The organism is Aeromicrobium sp. 9AM, from assembly GCF_902506105.1.
Classification (GTDB): Bacteria; Actinomycetota; Actinomycetes; order Propionibacteriales; family Nocardioidaceae; genus Aeromicrobium.
In genome coordinates, this window is the sequence record NZ_LR733304.1 from 128,809 (window position 1) to 148,393 (window position 19,585).

General features: G+C 69.3%; 17 protein-coding genes. 9 read left to right on the forward strand and 8 right to left on the reverse strand.

The genetic code is table 11. From position 1 onward, the window contains the following. Window positions 1-123: 123 nt before the first annotated feature. Entirely contained in the window at window positions 124-1,149 is a 1,026-nt protein-coding gene (locus BOSE46_RS06690) for a LacI family DNA-binding transcriptional regulator (protein ID WP_236551645.1), read from the reverse strand. 210 nt (window positions 1,150-1,359) lie between these two features. Here BOSE46_RS06690 and BOSE46_RS06695 point away from each other — a divergent pair, with 210 nt between their 5' ends. Further along, the gene (locus tag BOSE46_RS06695; protein ID WP_159539505.1) at window positions 1,360-2,811 is read left to right on the forward strand and encodes a DUF1800 domain-containing protein; all 1,452 of its coding nucleotides are present in this window, start codon (window positions 1,360-1,362) and stop codon (window positions 2,809-2,811) included. Further along, window positions 2,808-4,064: a DUF1501 domain-containing protein gene (locus tag BOSE46_RS06700; protein WP_159539506.1), complete on the forward strand. Its 1,257-nt coding sequence runs from the start codon at window positions 2,808-2,810 to the stop codon at window positions 4,062-4,064. Before BOSE46_RS06695 ends, BOSE46_RS06700 begins: the two co-directional genes overlap by 4 nt. 1 nt (window position 4,065) lies before the next feature. On the opposite strand, the gene BOSE46_RS06705 is transcribed toward BOSE46_RS06700, so the two are convergent. Next, window positions 4,066-4,758, reverse strand: a complete 693-nt coding sequence (locus tag BOSE46_RS06705) for a DUF4328 domain-containing protein (protein WP_159539507.1) — start codon at window positions 4,756-4,758, stop codon at window positions 4,066-4,068. A gap of 109 nt (window positions 4,759-4,867) precedes the next feature. Here BOSE46_RS06705 and BOSE46_RS06710 point away from each other — a divergent pair, with 109 nt between their 5' ends. Continuing rightward, entirely contained in the window at window positions 4,868-6,034 is a 1,167-nt protein-coding gene (locus BOSE46_RS06710) for an MFS transporter (protein WP_159539508.1), read from the forward strand. 317 nt (window positions 6,035-6,351) lie between these two features. Here BOSE46_RS06710 and BOSE46_RS06715 read toward each other — a convergent pair whose 3' ends face one another. The 6 genes from BOSE46_RS06715 to BOSE46_RS06740 form a co-directional block, all read right to left on the reverse strand. Beyond that, the gene (locus tag BOSE46_RS06715; protein WP_159539509.1) at window positions 6,352-7,413 is read right to left on the reverse strand and encodes an SIS domain-containing protein; all 1,062 of its coding nucleotides are present in this window, start codon (window positions 7,411-7,413) and stop codon (window positions 6,352-6,354) included. Window positions 7,414-7,475: 62 nt separating this feature from the next. Beyond that, a complete protein-coding gene (locus tag BOSE46_RS06720) occupies window positions 7,476-10,202 on the reverse strand; it encodes a sugar-binding protein (RefSeq protein ID WP_159539510.1) in 2,727 nt (908 codons plus the stop codon). Window positions 10,203-10,270: 68 nt separating this feature from the next. Continuing rightward, entirely contained in the window at window positions 10,271-11,080 is an 810-nt protein-coding gene (locus BOSE46_RS06725) for a carbohydrate ABC transporter permease (RefSeq protein WP_159539511.1), read from the reverse strand. After that, on the reverse strand, window positions 11,077-11,997 hold the full coding sequence (locus BOSE46_RS06730) for a carbohydrate ABC transporter permease (protein ID WP_159539512.1): 921 nt from the start codon (window positions 11,995-11,997) through the stop codon (window positions 11,077-11,079). Before BOSE46_RS06730 ends, BOSE46_RS06725 begins: the two co-directional genes overlap by 4 nt. Further along, the gene (locus BOSE46_RS06735; protein ID WP_159539513.1) at window positions 11,990-13,345 is read right to left on the reverse strand and encodes an ABC transporter substrate-binding protein; all 1,356 of its coding nucleotides are present in this window, start codon (window positions 13,343-13,345) and stop codon (window positions 11,990-11,992) included. The genes BOSE46_RS06730 and BOSE46_RS06735 overlap by 8 nt, the downstream gene beginning before the upstream one ends. Further along, window positions 13,342-14,397: a PfkB family carbohydrate kinase gene (locus BOSE46_RS06740; RefSeq protein WP_201299562.1), complete on the reverse strand. Its 1,056-nt coding sequence runs from the start codon at window positions 14,395-14,397 to the stop codon at window positions 13,342-13,344. The genes BOSE46_RS06735 and BOSE46_RS06740 overlap by 4 nt, the downstream gene beginning before the upstream one ends. A 116-nt stretch (window positions 14,398-14,513) precedes the next feature. Here BOSE46_RS06740 and BOSE46_RS06745 point away from each other — a divergent pair, with 116 nt between their 5' ends. The 6 genes from BOSE46_RS06745 to BOSE46_RS06770 all read left to right on the forward strand — a co-directional run bounded on the left by BOSE46_RS06745 (window position 14,514) and on the right by BOSE46_RS06770 (window position 19,580). Then, window positions 14,514-15,284 (forward strand): DeoR/GlpR family DNA-binding transcription regulator, encoded by a 771-nt coding sequence (locus tag BOSE46_RS06745; RefSeq protein WP_159539514.1) that lies wholly within the window; start codon window positions 14,514-14,516, stop codon window positions 15,282-15,284. 12 nt (window positions 15,285-15,296) lie between these two features. Further along, on the forward strand, window positions 15,297-16,640 hold the full coding sequence (locus BOSE46_RS06750) for a 6-phospho-beta-glucosidase (RefSeq protein WP_159539515.1): 1,344 nt from the start codon (window positions 15,297-15,299) through the stop codon (window positions 16,638-16,640). 61 nt (window positions 16,641-16,701) lie between these two features. Then, complete coding sequence (locus BOSE46_RS06755) at window positions 16,702-17,379, forward strand: class E sortase (protein WP_159539516.1); 678 nt, start codon at window positions 16,702-16,704, stop codon at window positions 17,377-17,379. 24 nt (window positions 17,380-17,403) lie between these two features. Next, complete coding sequence (gene pyrE / locus BOSE46_RS06760) at window positions 17,404-18,048, forward strand: orotate phosphoribosyltransferase (RefSeq protein WP_159539517.1); 645 nt, start codon at window positions 17,404-17,406, stop codon at window positions 18,046-18,048. After that, window positions 18,045-18,692, forward strand: a complete 648-nt coding sequence (locus BOSE46_RS06765; RefSeq protein WP_159539518.1) for an RNA methyltransferase — start codon at window positions 18,045-18,047, stop codon at window positions 18,690-18,692. The genes pyrE and BOSE46_RS06765 overlap by 4 nt, the downstream gene beginning before the upstream one ends. 9 nt (window positions 18,693-18,701) lie before the next feature. Continuing rightward, complete coding sequence (locus BOSE46_RS06770; RefSeq protein ID WP_159539519.1) at window positions 18,702-19,580, forward strand: bifunctional helix-turn-helix transcriptional regulator/GNAT family N-acetyltransferase; 879 nt, start codon at window positions 18,702-18,704, stop codon at window positions 19,578-19,580. Window positions 19,581-19,585 lie beyond the last annotated feature (5 nt).

Consider the following 19,585-nt stretch of genomic DNA (forward strand, 5'->3'; position numbering starts at 1 on the left):
TGTGAGCGCTCACGTGATCGCTCACATCAGGGTAGTGTGGTGCGGATCACAGGCCACGTCAAGCCCGGAGCGGAACTATTCCCGGTCCGCCACGGGTGACACGCTGTGCCGTCTGGGCGCGGATCAGGCGGGCGGCGGGGCGGTCGACTCGCGGACGACGAGTGCGGTCGGCACGAGGTCGACCGTCGGCTCGCTCTCCCCGTCCAGCACTCGCGACAGCACCTCCATGACCCGTTGCCCGAGCATCGCGAAGTCCTGGCGCATCGTCGTCAGCGGCGGCTGGAAGTAGCCCGCCTCAGGGAGGTCGTCGAAGCCGATCACGCTGACGTCCTCGGGGACCTGGCGGCCCGCTTCACGAAGCGCGCGCAGCAGCCCCAGCGCCATCTGGTCGTTGCCGGCGAACACCGCCGTCACGTCGCGCTCACGGGCGAGGGACTTGCCGGTGCGGTAGCCGCTCGCCGCGCTCCAGTCCCCGCCCCAGCGCAGCGGGGGAACCCGTCGACCTTGGCTCTCGAGCTCCGTGCGCCACCCGTCCCGACGGGCGTGCGCCTCGGCCCAGCCGTTGGGACCCGACAGGTGGATCACGGTCTCGTGGCCGAGCGACAGCAGGTGCCGCGTCGCCAGCCGGCCGCCCTCGAAGTTGTCGAACCCGGCGGTCAGCGGCGTGCGCGACATGTCGCCCTCGACCACCACGGTGGGGATGTCGAGGTCGAGGGAGTGGGCTTCGCGCAGGATCGTCTCGTGGGGCACGATGACGACCATCGCCTCGACGATGCGCTCCTGAAGGTCGGTCACGGCAGCCCGGAACGCCTCGCGCGACAACGTCTCGACGTTGACCGTGGCGAGCCGGTACTCGGACTCGCGCGCTGCGGCCTCGAGCGCGAGCAGGGTGTTGGCCGGGCCGTACTGACCGGCGCCCCAGGTCACGACGCCGACCGTCCGCGAGCGACTGGACGCGAGCAGCCGGGCGGCCAGGTTGCGGCGGTAGTGCAGGTCCTCGATGGCCTGGAGGACGCGCTCGCGGGTCTCCGGACGTACGCCCGGCATGCCGTTGATGACTCGAGAGACGGTCTGGTGCGAGACCCCGGCACGCTCGGCGACGTCCGACATACGCGCAACCCGAGGGCCGTCGTGTGCCGTCGGAGTCATGCGCAGATGCTAGTCGGTTCCCGGTCCGTGATTTTTCGAACCCGGGGACAACCGTGCGATTTCGCCCCTATGGTGAGGTCAGGTCAGGACTGGACGATCTGCACGACGGTTTGGGAGATCCGTCGCGCAAGGCCGGTGGGTTGGGAGTCCCGCCGGGCGGTCGCCGGTCTTGGGAGAGACCGCACGAGGGAGCACGTCATCATGACGCGCATGTCTGCCAGCACGACCCCGAAAGTTCTGTCGACACCGAATCAGCACATCGCCAGCCGGTTCAGCTTCGGCGTCAACGAGTACCTCATCAGTGACATCGGCTCGTCGCGCAGCGCGACGAAGTGGCTCGAACGGCAGTTCGCGTGGAGCAAGCTGGGCGACACCAAGGGCGATGCCGTGATCAACTGGTTCCCGCACCTCAGGGACCAGCCCGCCAAGGCGTGGACCAACCACCAGAACGAGGACCACACCGCGTACGCGTACGGTCGCGACCTCTGCGCGTACACCCTCGCCATGAAGGTGGCCACGCGGCGCCAGGTGCGCGAGGTCATGGCCGACGTCTGGTCCAACCTGTTCTACATCCCGATGGGGGAGGGTCGCTCGTTCCCGTGGCGCTACTCGTTCGATGCCATGATCCGAAGCAGATCGCTCGGGAGCTTCCGGAGCCTCCTGCGCGGCGCGGTGCTGCACCCCGCGATGTCGGGCTGGCTCAACAACTCGTCGAACACCAAGTACGGGATCAACGAGAACCTCGGCCGTGAGCTGCTCGAGCTGTTCACCGTCGGCCGTCCGGCCGGATACGACGAGGACGACGTCAAGAACTCGGCCCGCATCCTGACTGGCTTCCGCGTGAAGATGTTCGACAGCTTTGCCGCGTCGTACGATCCCGAGCTGCACTACGTCGGGCGCATCAGGGTCCTCGGGTTCAGCCACGCCAACTCCTCGAAGGACGGCCGGACGGCGGTCAACGCCTACCTCGACTACCTGGCTCGCCACCCGGCGACCGCGACGCGTATCGCGCGACGCCTGTGCGTCCGGTTCGTCTCGGACACGCCGTCGTCCTCCATCGTCTCGGCGGTGGCCAAGGCGTACCGGGCGTCCGACACCGACATCAAGGCGACGTTGCGGGCGCTGGTGCGGCACCCCGACTTCCAGGCGTCGAAGCGCAAGAAGGTACGAACTCCGATCGAGGACGTCGTCAACGCAGCGCGGGTCCTGGGCCTGCGACCGACGGGCTGCAGCACGGAGCGGTCGTTCCCGCTGCATCTCCTCTGGATGGCCGAGGGGGTCGGGCAGAGCCAGTTCGGCTGGCCGCGGCCCGACGGATTCCCCGAGACGAGTGCGATCTGGGCGTCGCCGGCGCGGGTGCTCCGGAGCTGGAACAACCACTACGACCTCGCCGGCAACTGGTGGCGGTCGGCCGAGGTCTACCTTCCGGCGCGGAAGGACCAGCTGCCCTCGGCGTGGCCGCGAGCGCTCGGCCAGCTCGTGGAGCACCAGGCGCGGATGCTGCTGGGCCGGGGCGCGCCGTCGGACCTGCAGTCCGCCGTCGCCAGCGCGCTCAACCTGCCGCTGGCGTACGAGTTCAACTCGGCAGCCGAGGTCACTGAGTGGACCTGGGCGCTGATCAGAGGCGCCGTGCTCAACCTGCCCGAAGGGATGCTCCGATGACCGATCCTGACGACTGCGGCTGCGGCGACTACGAGGTCAGCCGCCGATCCGTGCTCAAGGCGGCCGGGCTCGCCTCGATGGCGGGCGTCGCCACCTCGATGTTCGGCGACGTCATGACCTCGACGGTCTATGGCGCCGGCGACGGCAACGTCCTGGTGGTGGTCTCGCTGCGGGGTGGCGCCGACGGCCTGTCGATGGTGGTGCCGCACGCCGAGTCGGCGTACTACGCCGCCCGCCCCAGCACCGCCGTCGCGGCCAACTCGTTGCTGTTCAGGGACGCGACCTTCGGGCTGCACCCGGCCTTCATCAAGCTCAGCCCTCTGTGGCTGCTCGGCCAGATGGCGGCGATCCATGCGGTCGGGTTGCCGGCGCCCAACCGCAGCCACTTCGAGGCCATGGAGCTCGTCGAGGACGCCGACCCGGGCAGTGCGGCACGCGTCGGCTGGGTCAACCGGATGGTCTCCGGTCTGGCTGCCTCGCCCGACGTGTTCGACGGGATCCAGGTGGGCTCGACGCTGACCCCGACCGCGCTGCTCGGTCCGGCCCCGGTGCTGGCCACCGGCCAGTTCTCCGACCTCGCCGGGCCATTCCCGAAGGACGCTGCCCTCCGGTCCCGGGTCACCGGCAGCCTGCGCGCGCAGTACGCCCGCTACGGCGGCACGATCGGGTCCGCGGGCGTGAACGCGCTGACGATGTCCGAGCGCGCCGCGGCGATCGACGACACCGTCAACGAAGGGCCACTCGCCGGGGTCACGTATCCGCAGTACTCCCAGCTCGGCGAGGCGCTCAAGACCACGGCCGGCCTGATCCGCGCCAACGTCGGGGTCAAGGCGGTGGCGGTCGACGCCGGAGGTTGGGACCACCACGTCGACCTGCAGTGGCGCATCAATGAGTCGATTGACGAGCTCGCGCAGTGCCTGGCGGCGTTCTACCTCGACCTCGGGCTCTCAGCAGGCCGGGTGACCGTCGTGACGCTCAGCGAATTCGGCCGGCGCCTGCAGGAGAACGGGGCCAGCGGTGTCGACCACGGGTACGGCAACGCGGTGTTCGTGCTGGGTGGCGGCGTCAAGGGTGGCCGCTACTACTCGCGCTGGCCCACGCTGTCCTCCGGCCGGCAGATCGACGGCGACCTGGCAGTGACGACGGACTATCGCAGCGTCCTCACGGAGATCCTGCGGTCCCGGTTCCCGTCGCTCGACACCTCGAAGGTCTTCCCCGGGATCTCGTACTCACCGCTGGGCTTCATGACCTGACTCAGCTGGTGATGCCCATCAGCCGATCCTGATGCGCCGTGATGCCACGGATGATCCTGATCCAGAAGAACAAGGCGACGAGAACGAGGACGGCGTTCAGGGTCTCGACGATTCCCAAGCCTTCGTACGCGTTGGGGTCGACCTCTGACTGGACATTGACGATCCGCAGACCGATCCGCTCCACGAAGAGGGAGAGCAACCACAAGGTCCACCAGGTCCCGATCCGCGAGACCACTGGGAAGCCACGTTCGTCCCTCGAGACGTCCCGCACGATCTGGTAGGGAAACCACAGGCTGACAATCGGTACGACCCACCCGCCCCAGACCCATCCCGGCGAACGCGCGTGCCGCAGCGTCGACATGATGTCGGTGTTGGTTCGTACCCGGTAGAGCCAGAGGCACGTCACGACGTATGCCGCGATCATGACTGCGAACCAACCGAAGAACGTGAAGTCGTACGGAGTCCACGGGAGAACCTCGCCGCGGTCGACGGCATCCAGGAACTTGCCTTGGGCCTGCCACGCCAGCCCCGCCTCGACGATCTCGAAGAGCGCGAACAGCACGGCGATCCAGGCGGCGGCTGTCGCCAGACCTCGGGTGGGCGCGGGCGTCGGCCAGGGTGCGGGGTAGTAGGCCGGCGGCGGACCATAGGTGCCGGTGGGTTCGGATGCGCCCGGGTACGGCGGATAGGACATGGTTCCCCCAGATCGTCGGACGGTCGACGAAACCTAACACCCTGTCGCGCCCGTCGCAGGGGTTTGCGATTTCGCATGGGCGACCCTCCCGCGGCCCTACGATGGCGCAGTGACGAGCGACCTCAGACGTACCCGGATCGCGGTGGCCGCCGGATTCTTCCTGCAGGGCCTCGTGTTCGCCGCGATCGTCACGCAGGCACCGCGGATCAAGGACAAGTTCGACATCGGCGACGCCGGCCTCACCGGGATCCTGGTGCTCGTCGCGGTGGTCTCGGGCGTGGGCAGCGTCATCGCCGGGACGGTGGCCGAGCGCCGCACGAGTGCGGTCGCCTTCCGGCTCGCGCTCCTGACGATCGGGTTGGGTGCGCTGCTCGTCGGCGTGGCACCGACCCTGCCGCTCGTCGTCGCCGCCTTCGTCGTCTACGGCCTCGGAGTCGGCGCAGTCGATGCGGGGATGAACATGCAGGGCGTACGTGTGCAGCACGCCTACGGCCGCAGCATCATGGCCAACTTCCACGGCATGTGGTCGATCGCCGGCATCGCCGGTGCGCTGTTCGCCGCGGGAGCTGCCGAGATCGACCTGCCACTGGCCATCTCGCTGCTCATCATCGCGGTGGCCACGTGGGTCACGGTCGCCCTGGCCGCGCCTCACTTCATCGAGGCGAAGGAGCACGACCCGGGCCTGTCGGCCAAGGGCCTCGACTTGCCGTGGCGGCCGATCCTCGTGTTCGGCCTCGTCGTCCTGCTGTTCTACGCCGCGGACACCGGCATCCTGACGTGGAGCAGCGTCTACCTCGAGGATGCGCTCGACTCGACCAAGAGCGTCGCGCCTCTGGCCTACGGGGCGTACGAGGCCGGCGCCTTGATCTCGCGATTCGGTGGTGACTTCCTGGTGCGGCGCGTCGGAGCCGCGAAGGTCGTCGTGGTCGGTACGAGCGTGGGCATCGCGGGCCTCGGACTCGTGGTGTCGGCGGCCGCTCCGGCCATGGCGATCGCCGGCTTCTTCGTCGCGGGCCTGGGCCTGGCGATCCTGGCCCCCTTGTCGTTCGCCGCATTGGCTGGCGTCGTGCCGGCGAAGTCGCTCGACGTGGCGATCGCCCGGATGAACATCGCCAACTACCTCGGCGCGATCCTGGGCGGAGGGCTGATCGGCGCCGCGGCCTCGGCGGACCACCTGCGCTGGGCGTTCGTCATCCCGCTGGTGCTCATCCCGGTGGTGCTGCTGTTCGCCCGGTCGTTCCGGGGTGCAGATGCGTCGGTGATCGACGCGGTGTGAGGGTCTTGCCGGTCGAGTAGCACGCTTGCTCTGCAAGCGGCGTATCGAGACTTGGTGATGTGTCTTCCCCACTCGAGCCTTACGGCTTGCGAGGTTTCGTCATCGGGCCGCTTCGCGGCGATCGCTCAACCTGCGCCATACGCTCGGCCGCGGCCGGCCTCGGCACGGCGCAAAGTCGCCCCACCGTTCTCGGGGGGTGAAACGGTGGGGCGACAACAGGCTCCAACAGCTTGCGCACATTGACCCTGCAGAGATCATGTTACGCCAGCAATTCAAACGTGTAGAGGTTTTTGCAGAACTATCAGCATTCTTTCGGGTCACCGCGTCCTGGTGACCTTCGCGAGACCCGGCGGCCGGTCCGGGTCCCGGCCGCGATGCAGTGCCAGCTCCAGCGCAAGCTGCTGCAGCGGGATGACCTCGATGAGCGGCACCAGTGCAGGATCGAGGTCCGCGAACCGCGACAGCGGAAGTGGCAGGTGCACGGCAGCGTTGGCGACGGGTACGCCGACGGTGAGCACCAGGCCACCGACTCGGGCGGCGGCCTTGGCGAACTCGGTCACCGACTCGCGACCGTCAGGGCTCGCCGTGAGGGCAATGACAGGTGTGCCGGGCACGACCTGGCCGAGGGGCCCGTGCGTGGCGTCCGCGGCGCTCCAGCCGGAGGCGGCGATCGCGTTGGTCTCCATGAGCTTGAGGGCGCCCTCCTTGGCGGTCGACATCGAGTAGCCGCGTCCGACGACCAGCACGCGATCAGCACCGACCAGCGCCGAGACGAGGTCCGCCACCGAGGAGGTGACGGTCGACGCCGCGACCTCGGCGGCGAGCGTGACCTGGTGCTCGAGGGCATGCCATGCTGCACCGCCTGCCAGCCGGATCACGAGGTGCAGAGCCAGCAGCTCTGCGGTGTAGGTCTTGGTCGCGGCGACCGACAGCTCCGGCCCGGCCGACAGGCTCACGTGGGCCTCCGCCGGGCCGGCCAGGCTGCTCGAGCTGCTGTTGGTGAAGGCGATGACCGGTACGCCGGCGCGCTGCGCGGACCGGACGGTCTCCAGCAGGTCGGGCGACTCGCCCGACTGCGACACCGCGAGCATCACGGAGCGCGGGTAGCGCAGCTCGCTGCCGAACGCGGTGACGGTGCTCGGCGTCGCGAGCACCGCGGGGACGTGGAGGACGTTGTGGGTGAGGTACTGCGCGTACATGGCAGCGTGATCGCTCGACCCGCGCGCGGCGAACACCACCAGTTCCGGGTCGGTGTCGCGGATCAGCTGCGCTGCCGCCGCCAGCTCGCCGCGACCGGTCCGCAGCAGCTCACGCCAGCGGTCGGGCTGCTCGAGGATCTCCGCGGCCATGTGCGCCCCGGCTGCGGCGTGGTCGTTCACGAGGTGCTCCTGAGGTGATGACCCGCTGTGGGCCCGGGTTCGCCGGGCCCACAGCAGGTGGTTCAGCGGATGGTTGCCGCCGAGCTGGTCGTGCCGCCGGCGTCCGCTTCGTACGCCATCACGACGCGGACAGCCGACCCGGTCACCGGAATGCGTACGCTCCGGTTGCCGCGGGTCAGGTCGACCTTGACCTTCCCGACGCTGTTGCCGTCAGCATCGACGGCGAACAGTGTCGCGGTGCCGCTGCCCTTGACGTCGACGCGAGCCGTCACGGTCGAGCCCGAACGCGTGGCGTTCCGGACGGCCGCGGACCGTCGCGGGTCTGCCGCCGGGCCACCCGCGAGGGCGACGCCGGTGCGGACCGCCTGCGCGATCGACAACGGCGAGTCGACGCTGGACAGCGCCTCGTCCGGGATCGTCGGCTCCTTCGTCGCGACCGCCGGCGGGGTCCAGCCCGGTGCCGTGACGACACCCCAGCGATAGGGGTCGCCCTGCACGCCGCCCCAGGTCGACCAGCCGATGCGGGTCTGGCCGGTCTTGTCCTGGGTGTCGGAGTCGTAGACGAACACGTTGACCCCGAGGTGCTCGGGATCGATCGTCTCGGGCAGCTCGGCGGCCGGGATCTTGGTCTCGACGACGTATCCGTCGCCGCTGACCTTGGCCGCGTACGTCACCGAGGGTGCGGTCTCCGCGATCGGCCCCTGGATGTTGTCGGCGTCGCGGCCGGCGCACGCTCCGCCGTCCGAGGTGTCGGGCAGCACGAACATCTTGAACGTCGTCGAGGTGTTCTCCGACGTGCCCTTGGGATCGATCGCGATCTCGACCGAGTCCGTGCGCCAGTGCCGCTTGCAGTCGTTCGTCGCCAGCAGTGTGCCCATCTGCTCGTCCGTGACCTCGGCGGCGACGTAGAGGTCGTCGCCGTGGCGGGCGAGGTGCCCGACGGCGGAGCAGTCCGCGGCGTCGGTGCACGCCGACCCCTCCCACACCCGGCTCAGGTTGATCGACGAAGAGCCGTACTCGCCGCTGTCGATCACGCCGTCGACCTTGGGCGTCGCCTCCTCGATGGTGGTGGTCGGCACGAGCTCGAGCGCCGCTGCCGAGCTCGCGGTGCCGGTGCCGGACGTCGTCTCGATCGTGTAGTCGTAGTCGCCTCCCGTGCCACCCTCGTTCGAGGTCGGCAACGAGTCGTCATCGTTCGTCACGGTGAACGTGACGCTCGACTTCTGGCCCGCTGCCAGGCCGTCGTACGCCTTGGTGGCGGCATCGGCGCTGAACCCTTGCGGCAGCTTCAGCGCGACCGAGCCGCTCTGTGTCGCGTCGCTGTTGTTGACCAGGTCGACCCGCACCTCGCGCGACCCGCCGCTCGGGAGTGTGAGGACCGGCTTGACCGTGCCACGCAGCTGCGGGACGCCGTTGTCGGCCGCCCACTTCGAGAAGCTCGCGACCTGCGGCAGCAGCTGCTGGGTGCCCGACACCGCCGGAGCCACCTCGAGCTGCTGGTTGCCATAGCCCGTACGACCGCCCGATCGGACCTCCACGTCAGCCAGGACCCGCTTGTTGGTCGCCGCATCAGCAGGAGCGGTGACCTCGAACGTCTTCGTGCGCGTGGCACCCGGGTGCACGTTGCCGAGGCGGACCTTGCCGGCGCCCGACCAGCCGTCCGGAAGGCCGACCGAGAGGGTCGCGCCGGAGAGCCGTGTGGTCCTGGGCGCGGTGAGCTTGACCGTGATCGTGCTCGACCCGCCCGGCACGACGGTGAACGTGGAGGCCGACACGTCGAGCTTCGTCCCGAGCGGCAGGCCATGGGGCGTCGGCAGCACCGCACCCTGCAACATCGTGGCCGAGGACGACGCCGCGGCAGTGAGGTCACCGCGGGTGAATGGCACCCGTGAGTCGATCTGGGTCATGTAGTCGCAGCCGAGCTTCGTCGGATCGGCCGGTACGTCCGGGAACCCGGCCCAGCCCTGGCTCTTGTAGAACCGCTGCGCCTCCCGCTCGACCTGGGCCCAGGTCTTGCCGTACTGCTTCGACGCGCGGCCGCTCCACACGCCATAGATGTCGTCGGTGGGGTCGGTCGGCTTGAACGTCGTGGTGCACGCCTCGCCGTTCGACGCGCCGGAGCCTCGAGCGGTGGCCGTGAGCAGCTTGCTCGCGGTCCACGGCTTAAGGCCATCCTTGCGGATCTGGTCGGGGTACGCCGACGGGTCGCCGGCGAGGTTGTAGGCCTCGACCGCGAGCAGTGCCGCCTCCTGGTGCGCCCCGTGGTTGCCGGGACTCGGCGCGGTGTTCATCGTCGCGATGATCTCGGGCTTCGTCTGCCGGACGACGCGGACGAGCCGCCCGAGGGTGTCCTCGTGGCCCCAGATCTCGCGATAGAGGGGCTCGCTGACCGAGTAGTAGGAGTCGACCTTGTCGAGGTTGTAGACATCGGTGATGTTCGCCCTGGCGACGGCGTCGCGCTCCTCGTGCTCGCGCAGCAGCCCGAGCGCCGGACCCTCCTCGGGGCCGACCGCGTTGCCGCCGCCCTCGCCGCGGGTCACGGTGACGACGCCGGTACGCGTGCCGTAGCGCTCGCGCCACTCGCCGAACATCGAGAGTCGTCCCGCCTCGTCATCGGGGTGCGCGCCGACGTACAGCACATCGAGGTCGGCGGGGCTGCGGTGCTTGCCGGTGGTGTGGACCGTGCCGGCGTCCGCCCCCGAGGCGGACGCGACCGGTGCTGCCAGGGCGAGTACCGCGGCCCCCACGAGGGCGGTACGACGCCATGGGCGTACGTGTCGTCTGTGCATGAGCTCTTCCCTTCTGTCGTGGCAGGCGGTCTGGGTCCCGTTGACCCAGGGGTCGGTGGCGGCTCGGGCTATCCCTTCACCGAGCCTTCGAGCATCCCGCGGATGAAATGCCGCTGGGCGAAGATGTAGAACACGACGATCGGCAGCGCGACCAGCACGGCACCGGCCGCGAGCAGCGACGTGCCCTCGGTGTACTGGCCCTTGAAGAACGACAGGCCGAGCGGTGCCGTGCGCAGGCCCTCGTTGGTCGGCAGCATGACGAGCGGCAGCAGGAACTCGTTCCAGGTCCACATGAGGACCAGCAGCACCATCGTGATGATCGCGGGCCGTCCCATCGGGAGCAGGATCGACCACAGCACGCGGCCGTGCCCGGCGCCGTCCATGCGGGCGGCCTCGACGATCTCGGGCGGGACGCTGCGGAAGTACTGCCGCATCCAGAACACGCCGAAGGCCAGCGACTGCGCTATCTGCGGCAGGATCAGCGCGGCGTACGTGTCGGTGAGCCCCAGGCCGCGCAGGTCGTAGTAGAGCGGGATCACGATCGCCTCGCTCGGCACCATGAGGCCGAGCAGCAGGAGGTAGAACAACGCGCTCGAGCCGCGGAACTTCATGGTGCCGAACGCGTAGCCGGCGAGCGAGGACAGCGTCGCGCTGACCACGACGACGACGACGGCCACGAGGATGCTGTTGGCCATGTAGCGGCCGAAGTGCCCGACCCGCCACGCGGTCTCGAAGTTGTCGAAGTGGAACGCGCCGGTGCCGCCGACCGAGTCGGGTTGCAGGGCGCTGAACAGGATCAGCCCCATCGGGTAGAGCGCGAAGGCCGATGCGGCGATCAGCAGTGCGTACGTCGTGATGCGCTCGAGGCGTGAGGTCATGAGTCCGCACTCTCCGAGAGCCGGTTGATCAGGACCGTGCAGAGCAGGATGAACGCCGTGAGGATCAGCGCGACGGTCACGCCGACGCCGACCTGGCCCTTGTTGATCGCGCGGTCCCACACCTCGTACGCGGGCACGCGGCTGGACGTGCCGGGGCCGCCGCTGGTCATGACGTAGACGAGGTCGAACGTACGCATCGCGGCGACGAGGGTCAGGGTCAGCGCGACGGCGAGCTCGCCGCGCACGGCCGGGACGCTGATCGTGATGAACTCACGGATCGGGCCGGCGCCGTCGAGCCGCGCCGCCTCGTAGAGCTCGCGGGGCACTTTGGACAGGCCGGCGAGGAACAGCACGACGCACAGGCCCGTGCACACCCAGATGCCGACGATGCCGATGCAGATCAGCGCGTACCGCTCGTCGCCGAGCCAGCCGCGCGCCACGTCGCCGAGGCCGACCGTGCGGAGGAAGTCGTTGAGCGGACCGTCGGGGGCGAAGATCTGGCGCCACGCGACCGCGACGACGACCAGCGCGACGACCTGCGGCAGGAACAGGACCGTGCGGAAGAAGTTGACGCCCCGCACCGCGCTGCGGGTGATCATGCTGGCCAGGGCGAGCCCCAGCGCGCACGGGATGATGCTGAAGAACACGATCAGGGTCAGGGCGTGGACGAAGGGCTCCCGCAGCGCCTCGTCAGTCAGGACGAGCCGGTAGTTGTCGAGCCCGACCCAGGTGCCGACGCTGAGCCCGTCCCACTCGTACAGCGAGAGCCACACGGCGTGCAGCAACGGCGTGAGGAAGAACAGTCCGAAGACCAGGAGGGCCGGCGCGATGTAGAGGTACGCGATGCGCCGGGGCTCCCCGGGAGGGCCCGCCTGCCGACGGCCCGCCCGGGGAGGCTGGGGAACGGTGTCAGCCACCGTTGCTCGCCGTGAAGCTCGTGTACTCCTTCTCGAGGTTGTCCAGGAAGCTCTTGGGCTCCTCCGAGCCGGATCCGAGCTTCTGGACCTGCGCGGTCAGCAGGTCGTAGAAGTTCGGCGTCGCGTAGTCCAGGTAGGGCACCAGGGCGTCGTCCTCGGTGGCCTTGGTCCACGCGTCGAACACCTCCTTCTGGGCTCCGGTCGTGCCGGCGGAGTCGACGTCGGTGACCGGGAGGTTGCCGGCCTTGGCGATGAGCTTCATCGCCTCGGGGCTCGTGATGAAGTTGATGTACGCGCCGGCCGCGTCGGCGTGCTTGCTTGCCTCGGTGATGGCGAACGGGAGACCCGTGCCACCGGTGACGGCCTGCTTGCCGGTCTCGCCGACCGGCGGGAGGGCGAAGCCGAGGTCGTTGCCGAGCGCCTTCTGGAGGTCGGCAAGCAGCCAGGTGCCGGCGGGCAGGAACACGCCCTTGCCCTTCGCGAAGTCCTGCCACGCGGGGTCGTACCCGAGGCCGTTGAAGTCCTTGGTGAAGTAGCCCTTCTTGACCCAGTCGGCGAACGTCGTGGCGGCCTTCTCGTTCTCCGCCGACGTCCACGAGGCGCCCTTGCGGCCGAAGCCGAGGTTGCGGATGTCGTCACGGGCGACGAACTGGTTCTGCACGAAGCCGTACGTGTGGATGCCCGGCCAGGCGTCGAGGTTGCCGAACTGGATCGGCGTCTCGCCGGCCTGCTTGGCCTTGGCCAGCGCGGCCTCGAAGTCCGTCAGCGTCGTCGGCACCTCGATGCCGTGCTTGGACAGCTTGGCCTTGTTGTACCAGAGCCCGACGAGCTCGCCGGCCTGCGGAAGACCGTAGAGGTTGCCGGCGCCGAACGTCTTGCCGTCCTCGGTGTACGACGCCAGCGCGCGTACGGACTCGGGGTAGCGGTCGGACCAGCCGTACGCCTTGTTGTAGGGCTCGAGCGAGCGGAGCAGCCCGGCCTTGACGAACTGGCCCATGTCGGACCGGCCGTTGTTGGCCTGCACGACGTCGGGAGCCTTGTCGTCGGTGATCGCGAGGCGCAAGGTCTTGCGCAGGTCGTCGAACGAGCGGGAGACCCGCTTGATCGTGACGTTGGGGTACTTGTCCTCGAACTGCTTGTTGAGCGCCGCGATCTGCTCGGCCTGGCCGCCGCGCACCTCCTGGTCCCAGACGGTCAGCGTCAGCTTGCCCATCTTGGCGACGTCGGTCTTGACGCTCGACGGCTCGTCGGAGTCCTTCTTGTTGTCCGATCCGGGCGCACACGCGCTCGCGAACAGAAGGGCGGCGACCGTTGCGGCGCCGGCCCACCCGGTGCGTCTGCTCGTCATGATTTCTCCTTCGGGGGTGTGAGAAGTGGCGTGGCGAAGCCGATGGTCGCGACGGCCCGGCTCACCGGGCGCTGGTCCTTTGCCGGGAGGACGTCGTCGAGGAACTCGTAGTCGCGGGCGAAGCGCCTCTCGGACCTGGCCAGGGCCCACCACTGGGCGATGTCGATCCAGCCCGGTGAGGCAAGTGCGCCGCCGAATCCGCGTACGGACAAGGCGGCGCAGAGGTTCGCGAAGCGAAGTCGATGGAGCAGCGACCAGCCGGCGAGCTCGCCGGCCATGAGCCCGGCGAGGAACACGTCGCCGGCGCCAGTGGGATCGAGGGCCTCGACGGGTACGCCCGGCACCCACGCGGTCTCACCGGTCGCGGCGTCGGCGGCGAACGCTCCGCCGCTGCCTGCCGTGACGACGGCGAGCGGCACCCACTCGCGCAGCTCCTCGACGGCAGCGCCCGGGCTGGTGGTCCGCGTGTAGGCCATGGCCTCGGCCGAGTTGGGCACGAAGGCGTGGCAGCCGGCCAGGCGTTCGCGCAGCTCAGCACAGTCCCAACGCTCGGTGGAGTCCCAGCCGACGTCGGCGAAGATCTTGGTCCCGTTGGCCACCATCGTGTCGACCCAGGAGGCGCGCTCGACGCCCATGTCGGCGAACGCCGCCCGCGTGAACGGCACCTCGCCGAGGAGCTCCTCCGACGGGATCGGCGGCGGGTGCTCGTGGGTCACCATCGCGCGGTCGTCGTCGAACGCGAGGGAGACCGTGACGGGGGAGTGCCAGTCGGGGAACCGCCGGGAGTGGCTGAGGTCGATGTTCTCGGACTCCGAGAGCTCCTTCCAGCAGTACTCGCCGTACGCGTCACCGCCGAAGGCGGCCGAGAGCGTCGTGGAGAGGCCGAGCCGGGAGCACGCGACGGCGAGGTTGGCCACGCCACCGGGGCTCGAGCCCATGCCGTCGGTCCAGACCTCGTGCCCGCCTGACGGTGCCGCGAGCATGCCGGTGAAGATGATGTCGAGGAAGACTCTTCCTGCGACGAAAACATCCCGGGGCTCCGCGGTGTCCACCGACCCGTTCCCTTCTCTACGCGGCGGGGTCCGGCCACCCCGCCGTGACTCGTAGTCTCACCCACGTGCGCGCTTTTGGCAAGATTTGCGCGAAGTTGACTGCTATTGTGCATTCCATGCTGTCGAGCGTCCGCCATGAGCGCATCCTGGATCGCCTGCGCACCGCCGGGCCCACGGAGGTCGCTGTGCTCTCGGGCCTGCTGCGGGTCAGCGAGGCGACGGTTCGCCGCGACCTGGCGCACCTGGAGTCGCAGGGCACGTTGACGCGCCTGCATGGTGGCGCCGCGCTGACGTCGGCCCCGGAGCCGCCGTTCGCGCAGGTCTCGACGAGCCACCTCGACGAGAAGACCGCGGTCGCCCGGAGCGCGGCAGCGCTGGTCGAGGACGGCGACGTCGTGCTCCTCGACATCGGCACGACGACGCACCAGCTGGCGGTCGAGCTGCGCGGCCGGTCGATCACGGTCGTCACGTCGAGCCTCGCGGTGCTCGAGGTCTTCGAGCACGACACCGCGACGGAGCTGATCGTGCTGGGTGGGGTCCTGCGGCGCAACTACCGCAGCCTGGTCGGCTTCATCACCGAGCAGGCGCTCAAGCAGATCCACGTCGACAAGCTCTTCCTCGGCACGAGTGGGATCCGCGCCGACGGATCGGTGCTCGACACGACCGTCGTCGAGGTGCCGGTCAAGCAGGGCATGATCGCCGCCGCCGACCACGTCACGCTGGTCGCCGACAGCGACAAGTTCCCCGGCAGCGGCGTCGCCCGCGTGTGCGGGCCCGAGGCGATCAACGCCTTGGTGACGACGACCGGGGCCGACACCACCACGCTCGACGCATTTCGCGATGCCGGGTGCGACGTACTGACGGCTGAAGCCGTACCGAACGACTAGGGGGCTGGAAGCATGCAACTGACCGTGCTGGGTGGTGGCGGATTCCGCGTGCCACTCGTCTATCGCGCGCTTTTGAGCGACGACTCGGACTCGCGGGTCAACGAGCTCGTGCTCTACGACGTGGATCCCGCACGGCTGCGGCGGGTGGGCGAGGTGCTGGCGAGGCTCGAGGCCGAGGCGGGCGTCGCGGGCCCGGCGATCCGGCTCGAGACCGACCTGACGCAGGCCGTGCGCGGCACCGACTTCGTGTTCTCGGCTATCCGGGTGGGCGGGCTGGAGGGGCGGGTCTGCGACGAGCGGGCCGCGCTCGACGAGGGCGTCCTCGGCCAGGAGACCACCGGCGCCGGCGGCATCTGTTACGGCCTGCGGACCGTCCCGGTCGCGATGCAGATCGCCCGCACGGTCGAGGAGCACGCCCCCGACGCGTACGTCATCAACTTCACGAACCCGGCCGGCATGGTGACCGAGGCGATGTCTGCGGTCCTCGGCGACCGCGTCGTCGGGATCTGCGACTCGCCCGTCGGCATGTTCAAGCGGGTCGCCCGGGCGCTCGACCTCGACCGGTCACAGGCGGTGTTCGACTACGCCGGGCTCAACCACCTCGGCTGGCTGCGCCGCGTGCTGGTCGACGGTGTCGATGTGCTGCCCAACCTGCTGTCGGACCCTGACGCGCTGCTCACGATCGAGGAGGGCCGGCTGTTCGGGCCGTCGTGGCTGCAGACGATCGGCGCCGTGCCCAACGAGTACCTCTGGTACTGGTACTACACGAAGGACGCCATCGCCGGGATCGAGGCGGCGAAGGAGACACGCGGCGAGTTCCTGCTGCGCCAGCAGGGCGGGTTCTATGCGGGCGGCGGTGGTGCCGGCGACGCGTACGCGGCATGGGACCGGACGCGACGCGATCGTGAGGAGTCCTACATGGCCGACAGTCGCGACGTGACCGGCGCCGGCGAGCGGGACGAGGACGACCTCGACGGCGGCGGCTACGACCGGGTGGCCCTCGAGCTGATGCACGCGATCGCCCGCAACCAGACGGCGACGCTGGTCCTCAACGTGCGCAACGGTCACACGCTCCCGGGACTGCCGCCCGACGCCGTGATCGAGGTGCCCTGCCTCGTCGACGCCAACGGACCGCGGGCGCTGCCGCTGGACCCGCTGGCCCCGCACGCGGCGGCCCTGGTGGCGACGGTCAAGGACGTCGAACGTACGGCCATTGAGGCGTCGACGACCGGTTCGCGCGAGCTGGCGGTGCGGGCGCTGGCGCTCCATCCTCTGGTCGACTCGGTCAACACCGCGCGCCGGATCTTCGAGCGGCAGCTGCGCGAGGTGCCGGACCTGTCGCGGGCCTTCGGCTGACGCAACCACGGGTTTCCGGCTTCGTGCCGGCTGGCGGGGCGTCACCTGACACAATCTCCTCATGACCGCCACGATCGCGCCGGAACGCCCGCCCGGAAGGGCCCGGCGTCGCGTCGTGCGAGGAATCGGCGTCCTCATGCTCGTCGCCGGCCTCGCGGTGCTGGCGTGGTTCGCGTGGCAGTACTTCGGCACCAACATCGTGGCCAAGCACAAGCAGGAGCAGATCAAGGCCCAGACGCTGCGGCAGTGGGACAAGGGCGTCGAGGGGGACGCCATCGCGATGCTGCGGGTCAAGCGCTTCGGCTCCGACTACGAGGTGCCGATCGTCAAGGGCTTCGACAAGGGCGCCCTGGCGCGCGGTGTCGGCTGGTACACCAAGGGTGCGAAGCCGGGCGAGATCGGCAACTTCGCGATCGCCGGCCACCGGGTCACCCACGGTGAGCCGTTCAGCAAGTTCCCCAAGCTCAAGAAGGGCGATCTCGTCGTCGTCGAGACGCGCCGCGACATCTTCACCTACAAGCTGCGCAACTCCGGCACCTCGATCACAGTGCCGTTCACGACGTCGTGGCCGCTGTGGCCGGTGCCGGACCCGGACGCCCGTCGCCAGAAGCCGACCGAGCGGCTCATCACGTTGCTCACGTGCTCCGAGCTGTTCCACACCAACAACCGCAGCGTCGTGATCGGCGAGCTCGTCAAGACGTACGACAAGAAGCAGGGCACGACCGCGACCAACGGCTGATTGCCACGGCCCTAGGCTGCTGCCATGCATGACTACCAGCGTGACTTCATCGAGTTCTCCCTCGAGCACGAGGTGCTCCGGTTCGGCGAGTTCACGCTGAAGTCGGGGCGCACCTCGCCCTACTTCTTCAACGCCGGGCTGTTCAACACCGGAGCCCGGCTCGCCGCCCTCGGCCGCTTCTACGCCGCGGCGATCGAGCGGAGCGGCATCGAGCTCGACGTGCTGCTCGGCCCCGCGTACAAGGGCATCCCCATCGCCTCGGCGACCGCGGTGCAGCTCGCCGAGCAGCACGGCCGCGACGTGCCCTGGTGCTTCAACCGCAAGGAGCCGAAGGACCATGGCGAGGGCGGTCTGATCGTGGGCTCGCCCCTGGCGGGCCGGGTGCTGATCATCGACGACGTGATCACGGCCGGCACCGCGATCCGTGAGGTCATGGACATCGTCAACGAGGCCGGTGCGCAGGTCGCCGGCGTCATGGTCGCCGTCGACCGCCAGGAGCGCGGTGCCGGAGACCTGTCGGCCATCCAGGAGGTCGAGCGTGACTTCGGGGTGCCAGTCATCTCGATCATCGACTTCGGCCAGATCGTGCAGTACGTCGAGGAGTCCGGCCGGCACGCCGAGCACCTCGCCGCGATCCGCGCGTATCGCGACGAGTTCGGGATCGCGTGACCGAGCCTGAGCTGGAGGTCGGGGTCGGCGTCGGGCCGTGGGAGGGCGACTGGCCTGTCGGTGACCACTACGACGCCGAGCTGCTGCGCGAGGGCGACCGTCGCAATGTCGTCGACCGCTATCGCTACTGGACGCTCGAGGCGATCGTGGCCGATCTCGACCGGCACCGTCACCCGCTGCACGTCGCGATCGAGAACTGGCAGCACGACTTCAACATCGGCTCGATCGTCCGGACCGCGAACGCGTTCGCCGTCGCGGAGGTCCACATCGTCGGCAGAAAGCGATGGAACCGGCGCGGTGCGATGGTGACCGACCGCTACCAGCACGTACGCCATCACGCGTCGGTCGCCGAGTTCGCCGACTGGGCCACCGCGAGCGGTCTGGTCGTCATCGGGATCGACAACGTCGAGGACTCAGTGCCCATCGAGACCGCGGAGCTGCCGAGGGACTGCGTCCTGGTCTTCGGTCAGGAGGGTCCCGGGCTCTCCGACGAGGCCCGCGCGGCCTGTGAACGTACGCTCTCAATCGCCCAGTTCGGCTCGACCCGGTCGATCAACGCCGGTGCAGCCGCTGCGATCGCGATGCACGCCTGGATCCGCCAGCACGCCGACCTGGAGGTTGACCACCACATAACCTCTGACTAAGGTCAGAGAATGTCAGACGATGCCGTGGCGACGCTCCGCCGCTTCAACCGCTCGTGGTCGCAGCGCGTGGGTGTGCTCGACGAGTCCTTCCTGGGTTCGGGCCGTCCGCTCGGACCATCTCGCCTGCTGTTCGAGCTGCGCGGTGGCGGCACGACTGTTCGGGAGCTTCGTGAGCGCATGGATCTCGACTCCGGCTACCTGAGCCGCCTGCTGCGACAGCTCGAGTCCGAAGGCCTCATCGCGGTCACTCCCGATCCCGCCGATGCACGCCGCCGTATCGCATCGCTGACCAAGCGAGGCGTCGCCGCGCAGCAGGACCTCGACGACCGGTCCGACTCCCTCGCCCACGGCCTGGTCGACGCGTTGTCCGACCGGCAGCGCGTACGCCTGGCGGAGAGCCTCGACCAGGCCGACCGCCTGATCCGCGCCGCGACCGTCTCGCTCGACCTCGTCCATCCGGCCTCCGAGCACGCCCGGGCTGCTGTCGCCGCGTACTTCCAGGAGCTGGACGAGACGTTCGAGGGTGGCTTCGACGTCACGGCCGGTGCGGCCGATGAGCACACCCTGGGTGGTGCGACCGGCCGGTTCATCGTGGCGGCCAGTGGCGGTGTCGCCGTCGGGTGCGGTGGCCTGCAGTCGCTGTCCGACGAGGTCGGCGAGATCAAGCGGATGTGGGTGCACCGGGAGTGGCGCGGTCTCGGCCTCGCCGGCCGGCTCCTGCGGCGGCTCGAGGAGGAGTCCGTCGCCCTGGGTCACCGGGTCGTCCGGCTCGACACCAACAGCTCGCTCAACGAGGCGTTGGCGATGTATCGCGCCGCGGGCTACGTCGAGATCCCTCGCTACAACGACAACCCCTACCCCGACCACTGGTTCGAGAAGTCGCTCTAGGCTCA

Excerpts from the sequence above, each read along its gene's own strand:
- BOSE46_RS06690 (WP_236551645.1), bottom strand. The coding sequence starts at position 1,149 with ATGACTCCGACGGCACACGACGGCCCTCGGGTTGCGCGTATGTCGGAC.
- BOSE46_RS06695 (WP_159539505.1), top strand. The coding sequence starts at position 1,360 with ATGTCTGCCAGCACGACCCCGAAAGTTCTGTCGACACCGAATCAGCAC.
- BOSE46_RS06700 (WP_159539506.1), top strand. The coding sequence starts at position 2,808 with ATGACCGATCCTGACGACTGCGGCTGCGGCGACTACGAGGTCAGCCGC.
- BOSE46_RS06705 (WP_159539507.1), bottom strand. The coding sequence starts at position 4,758 with ATGTCCTATCCGCCGTACCCGGGCGCATCCGAACCCACCGGCACCTAT.
- BOSE46_RS06720 (WP_159539510.1), bottom strand. The coding sequence starts at position 10,202 with ATGCACAGACGACACGTACGCCCATGGCGTCGTACCGCCCTCGTGGGG.
- BOSE46_RS06725 (WP_159539511.1), bottom strand. The coding sequence starts at position 11,080 with ATGACCTCACGCCTCGAGCGCATCACGACGTACGCACTGCTGATCGCC.
- BOSE46_RS06735 (WP_159539513.1), bottom strand. The coding sequence starts at position 13,345 with ATGACGAGCAGACGCACCGGGTGGGCCGGCGCCGCAACGGTCGCCGCC.
- BOSE46_RS06745 (WP_159539514.1), top strand. The coding sequence starts at position 14,514 with ATGCTGTCGAGCGTCCGCCATGAGCGCATCCTGGATCGCCTGCGCACC.
- BOSE46_RS06750 (WP_159539515.1), top strand. The coding sequence starts at position 15,297 with ATGCAACTGACCGTGCTGGGTGGTGGCGGATTCCGCGTGCCACTCGTC.
- BOSE46_RS06755 (WP_159539516.1), top strand. The coding sequence starts at position 16,702 with ATGACCGCCACGATCGCGCCGGAACGCCCGCCCGGAAGGGCCCGGCGT.
- pyrE (WP_159539517.1), top strand. The coding sequence starts at position 17,404 with ATGCATGACTACCAGCGTGACTTCATCGAGTTCTCCCTCGAGCACGAG.
- BOSE46_RS06770 (WP_159539519.1), top strand. The coding sequence starts at position 18,702 with ATGTCAGACGATGCCGTGGCGACGCTCCGCCGCTTCAACCGCTCGTGG.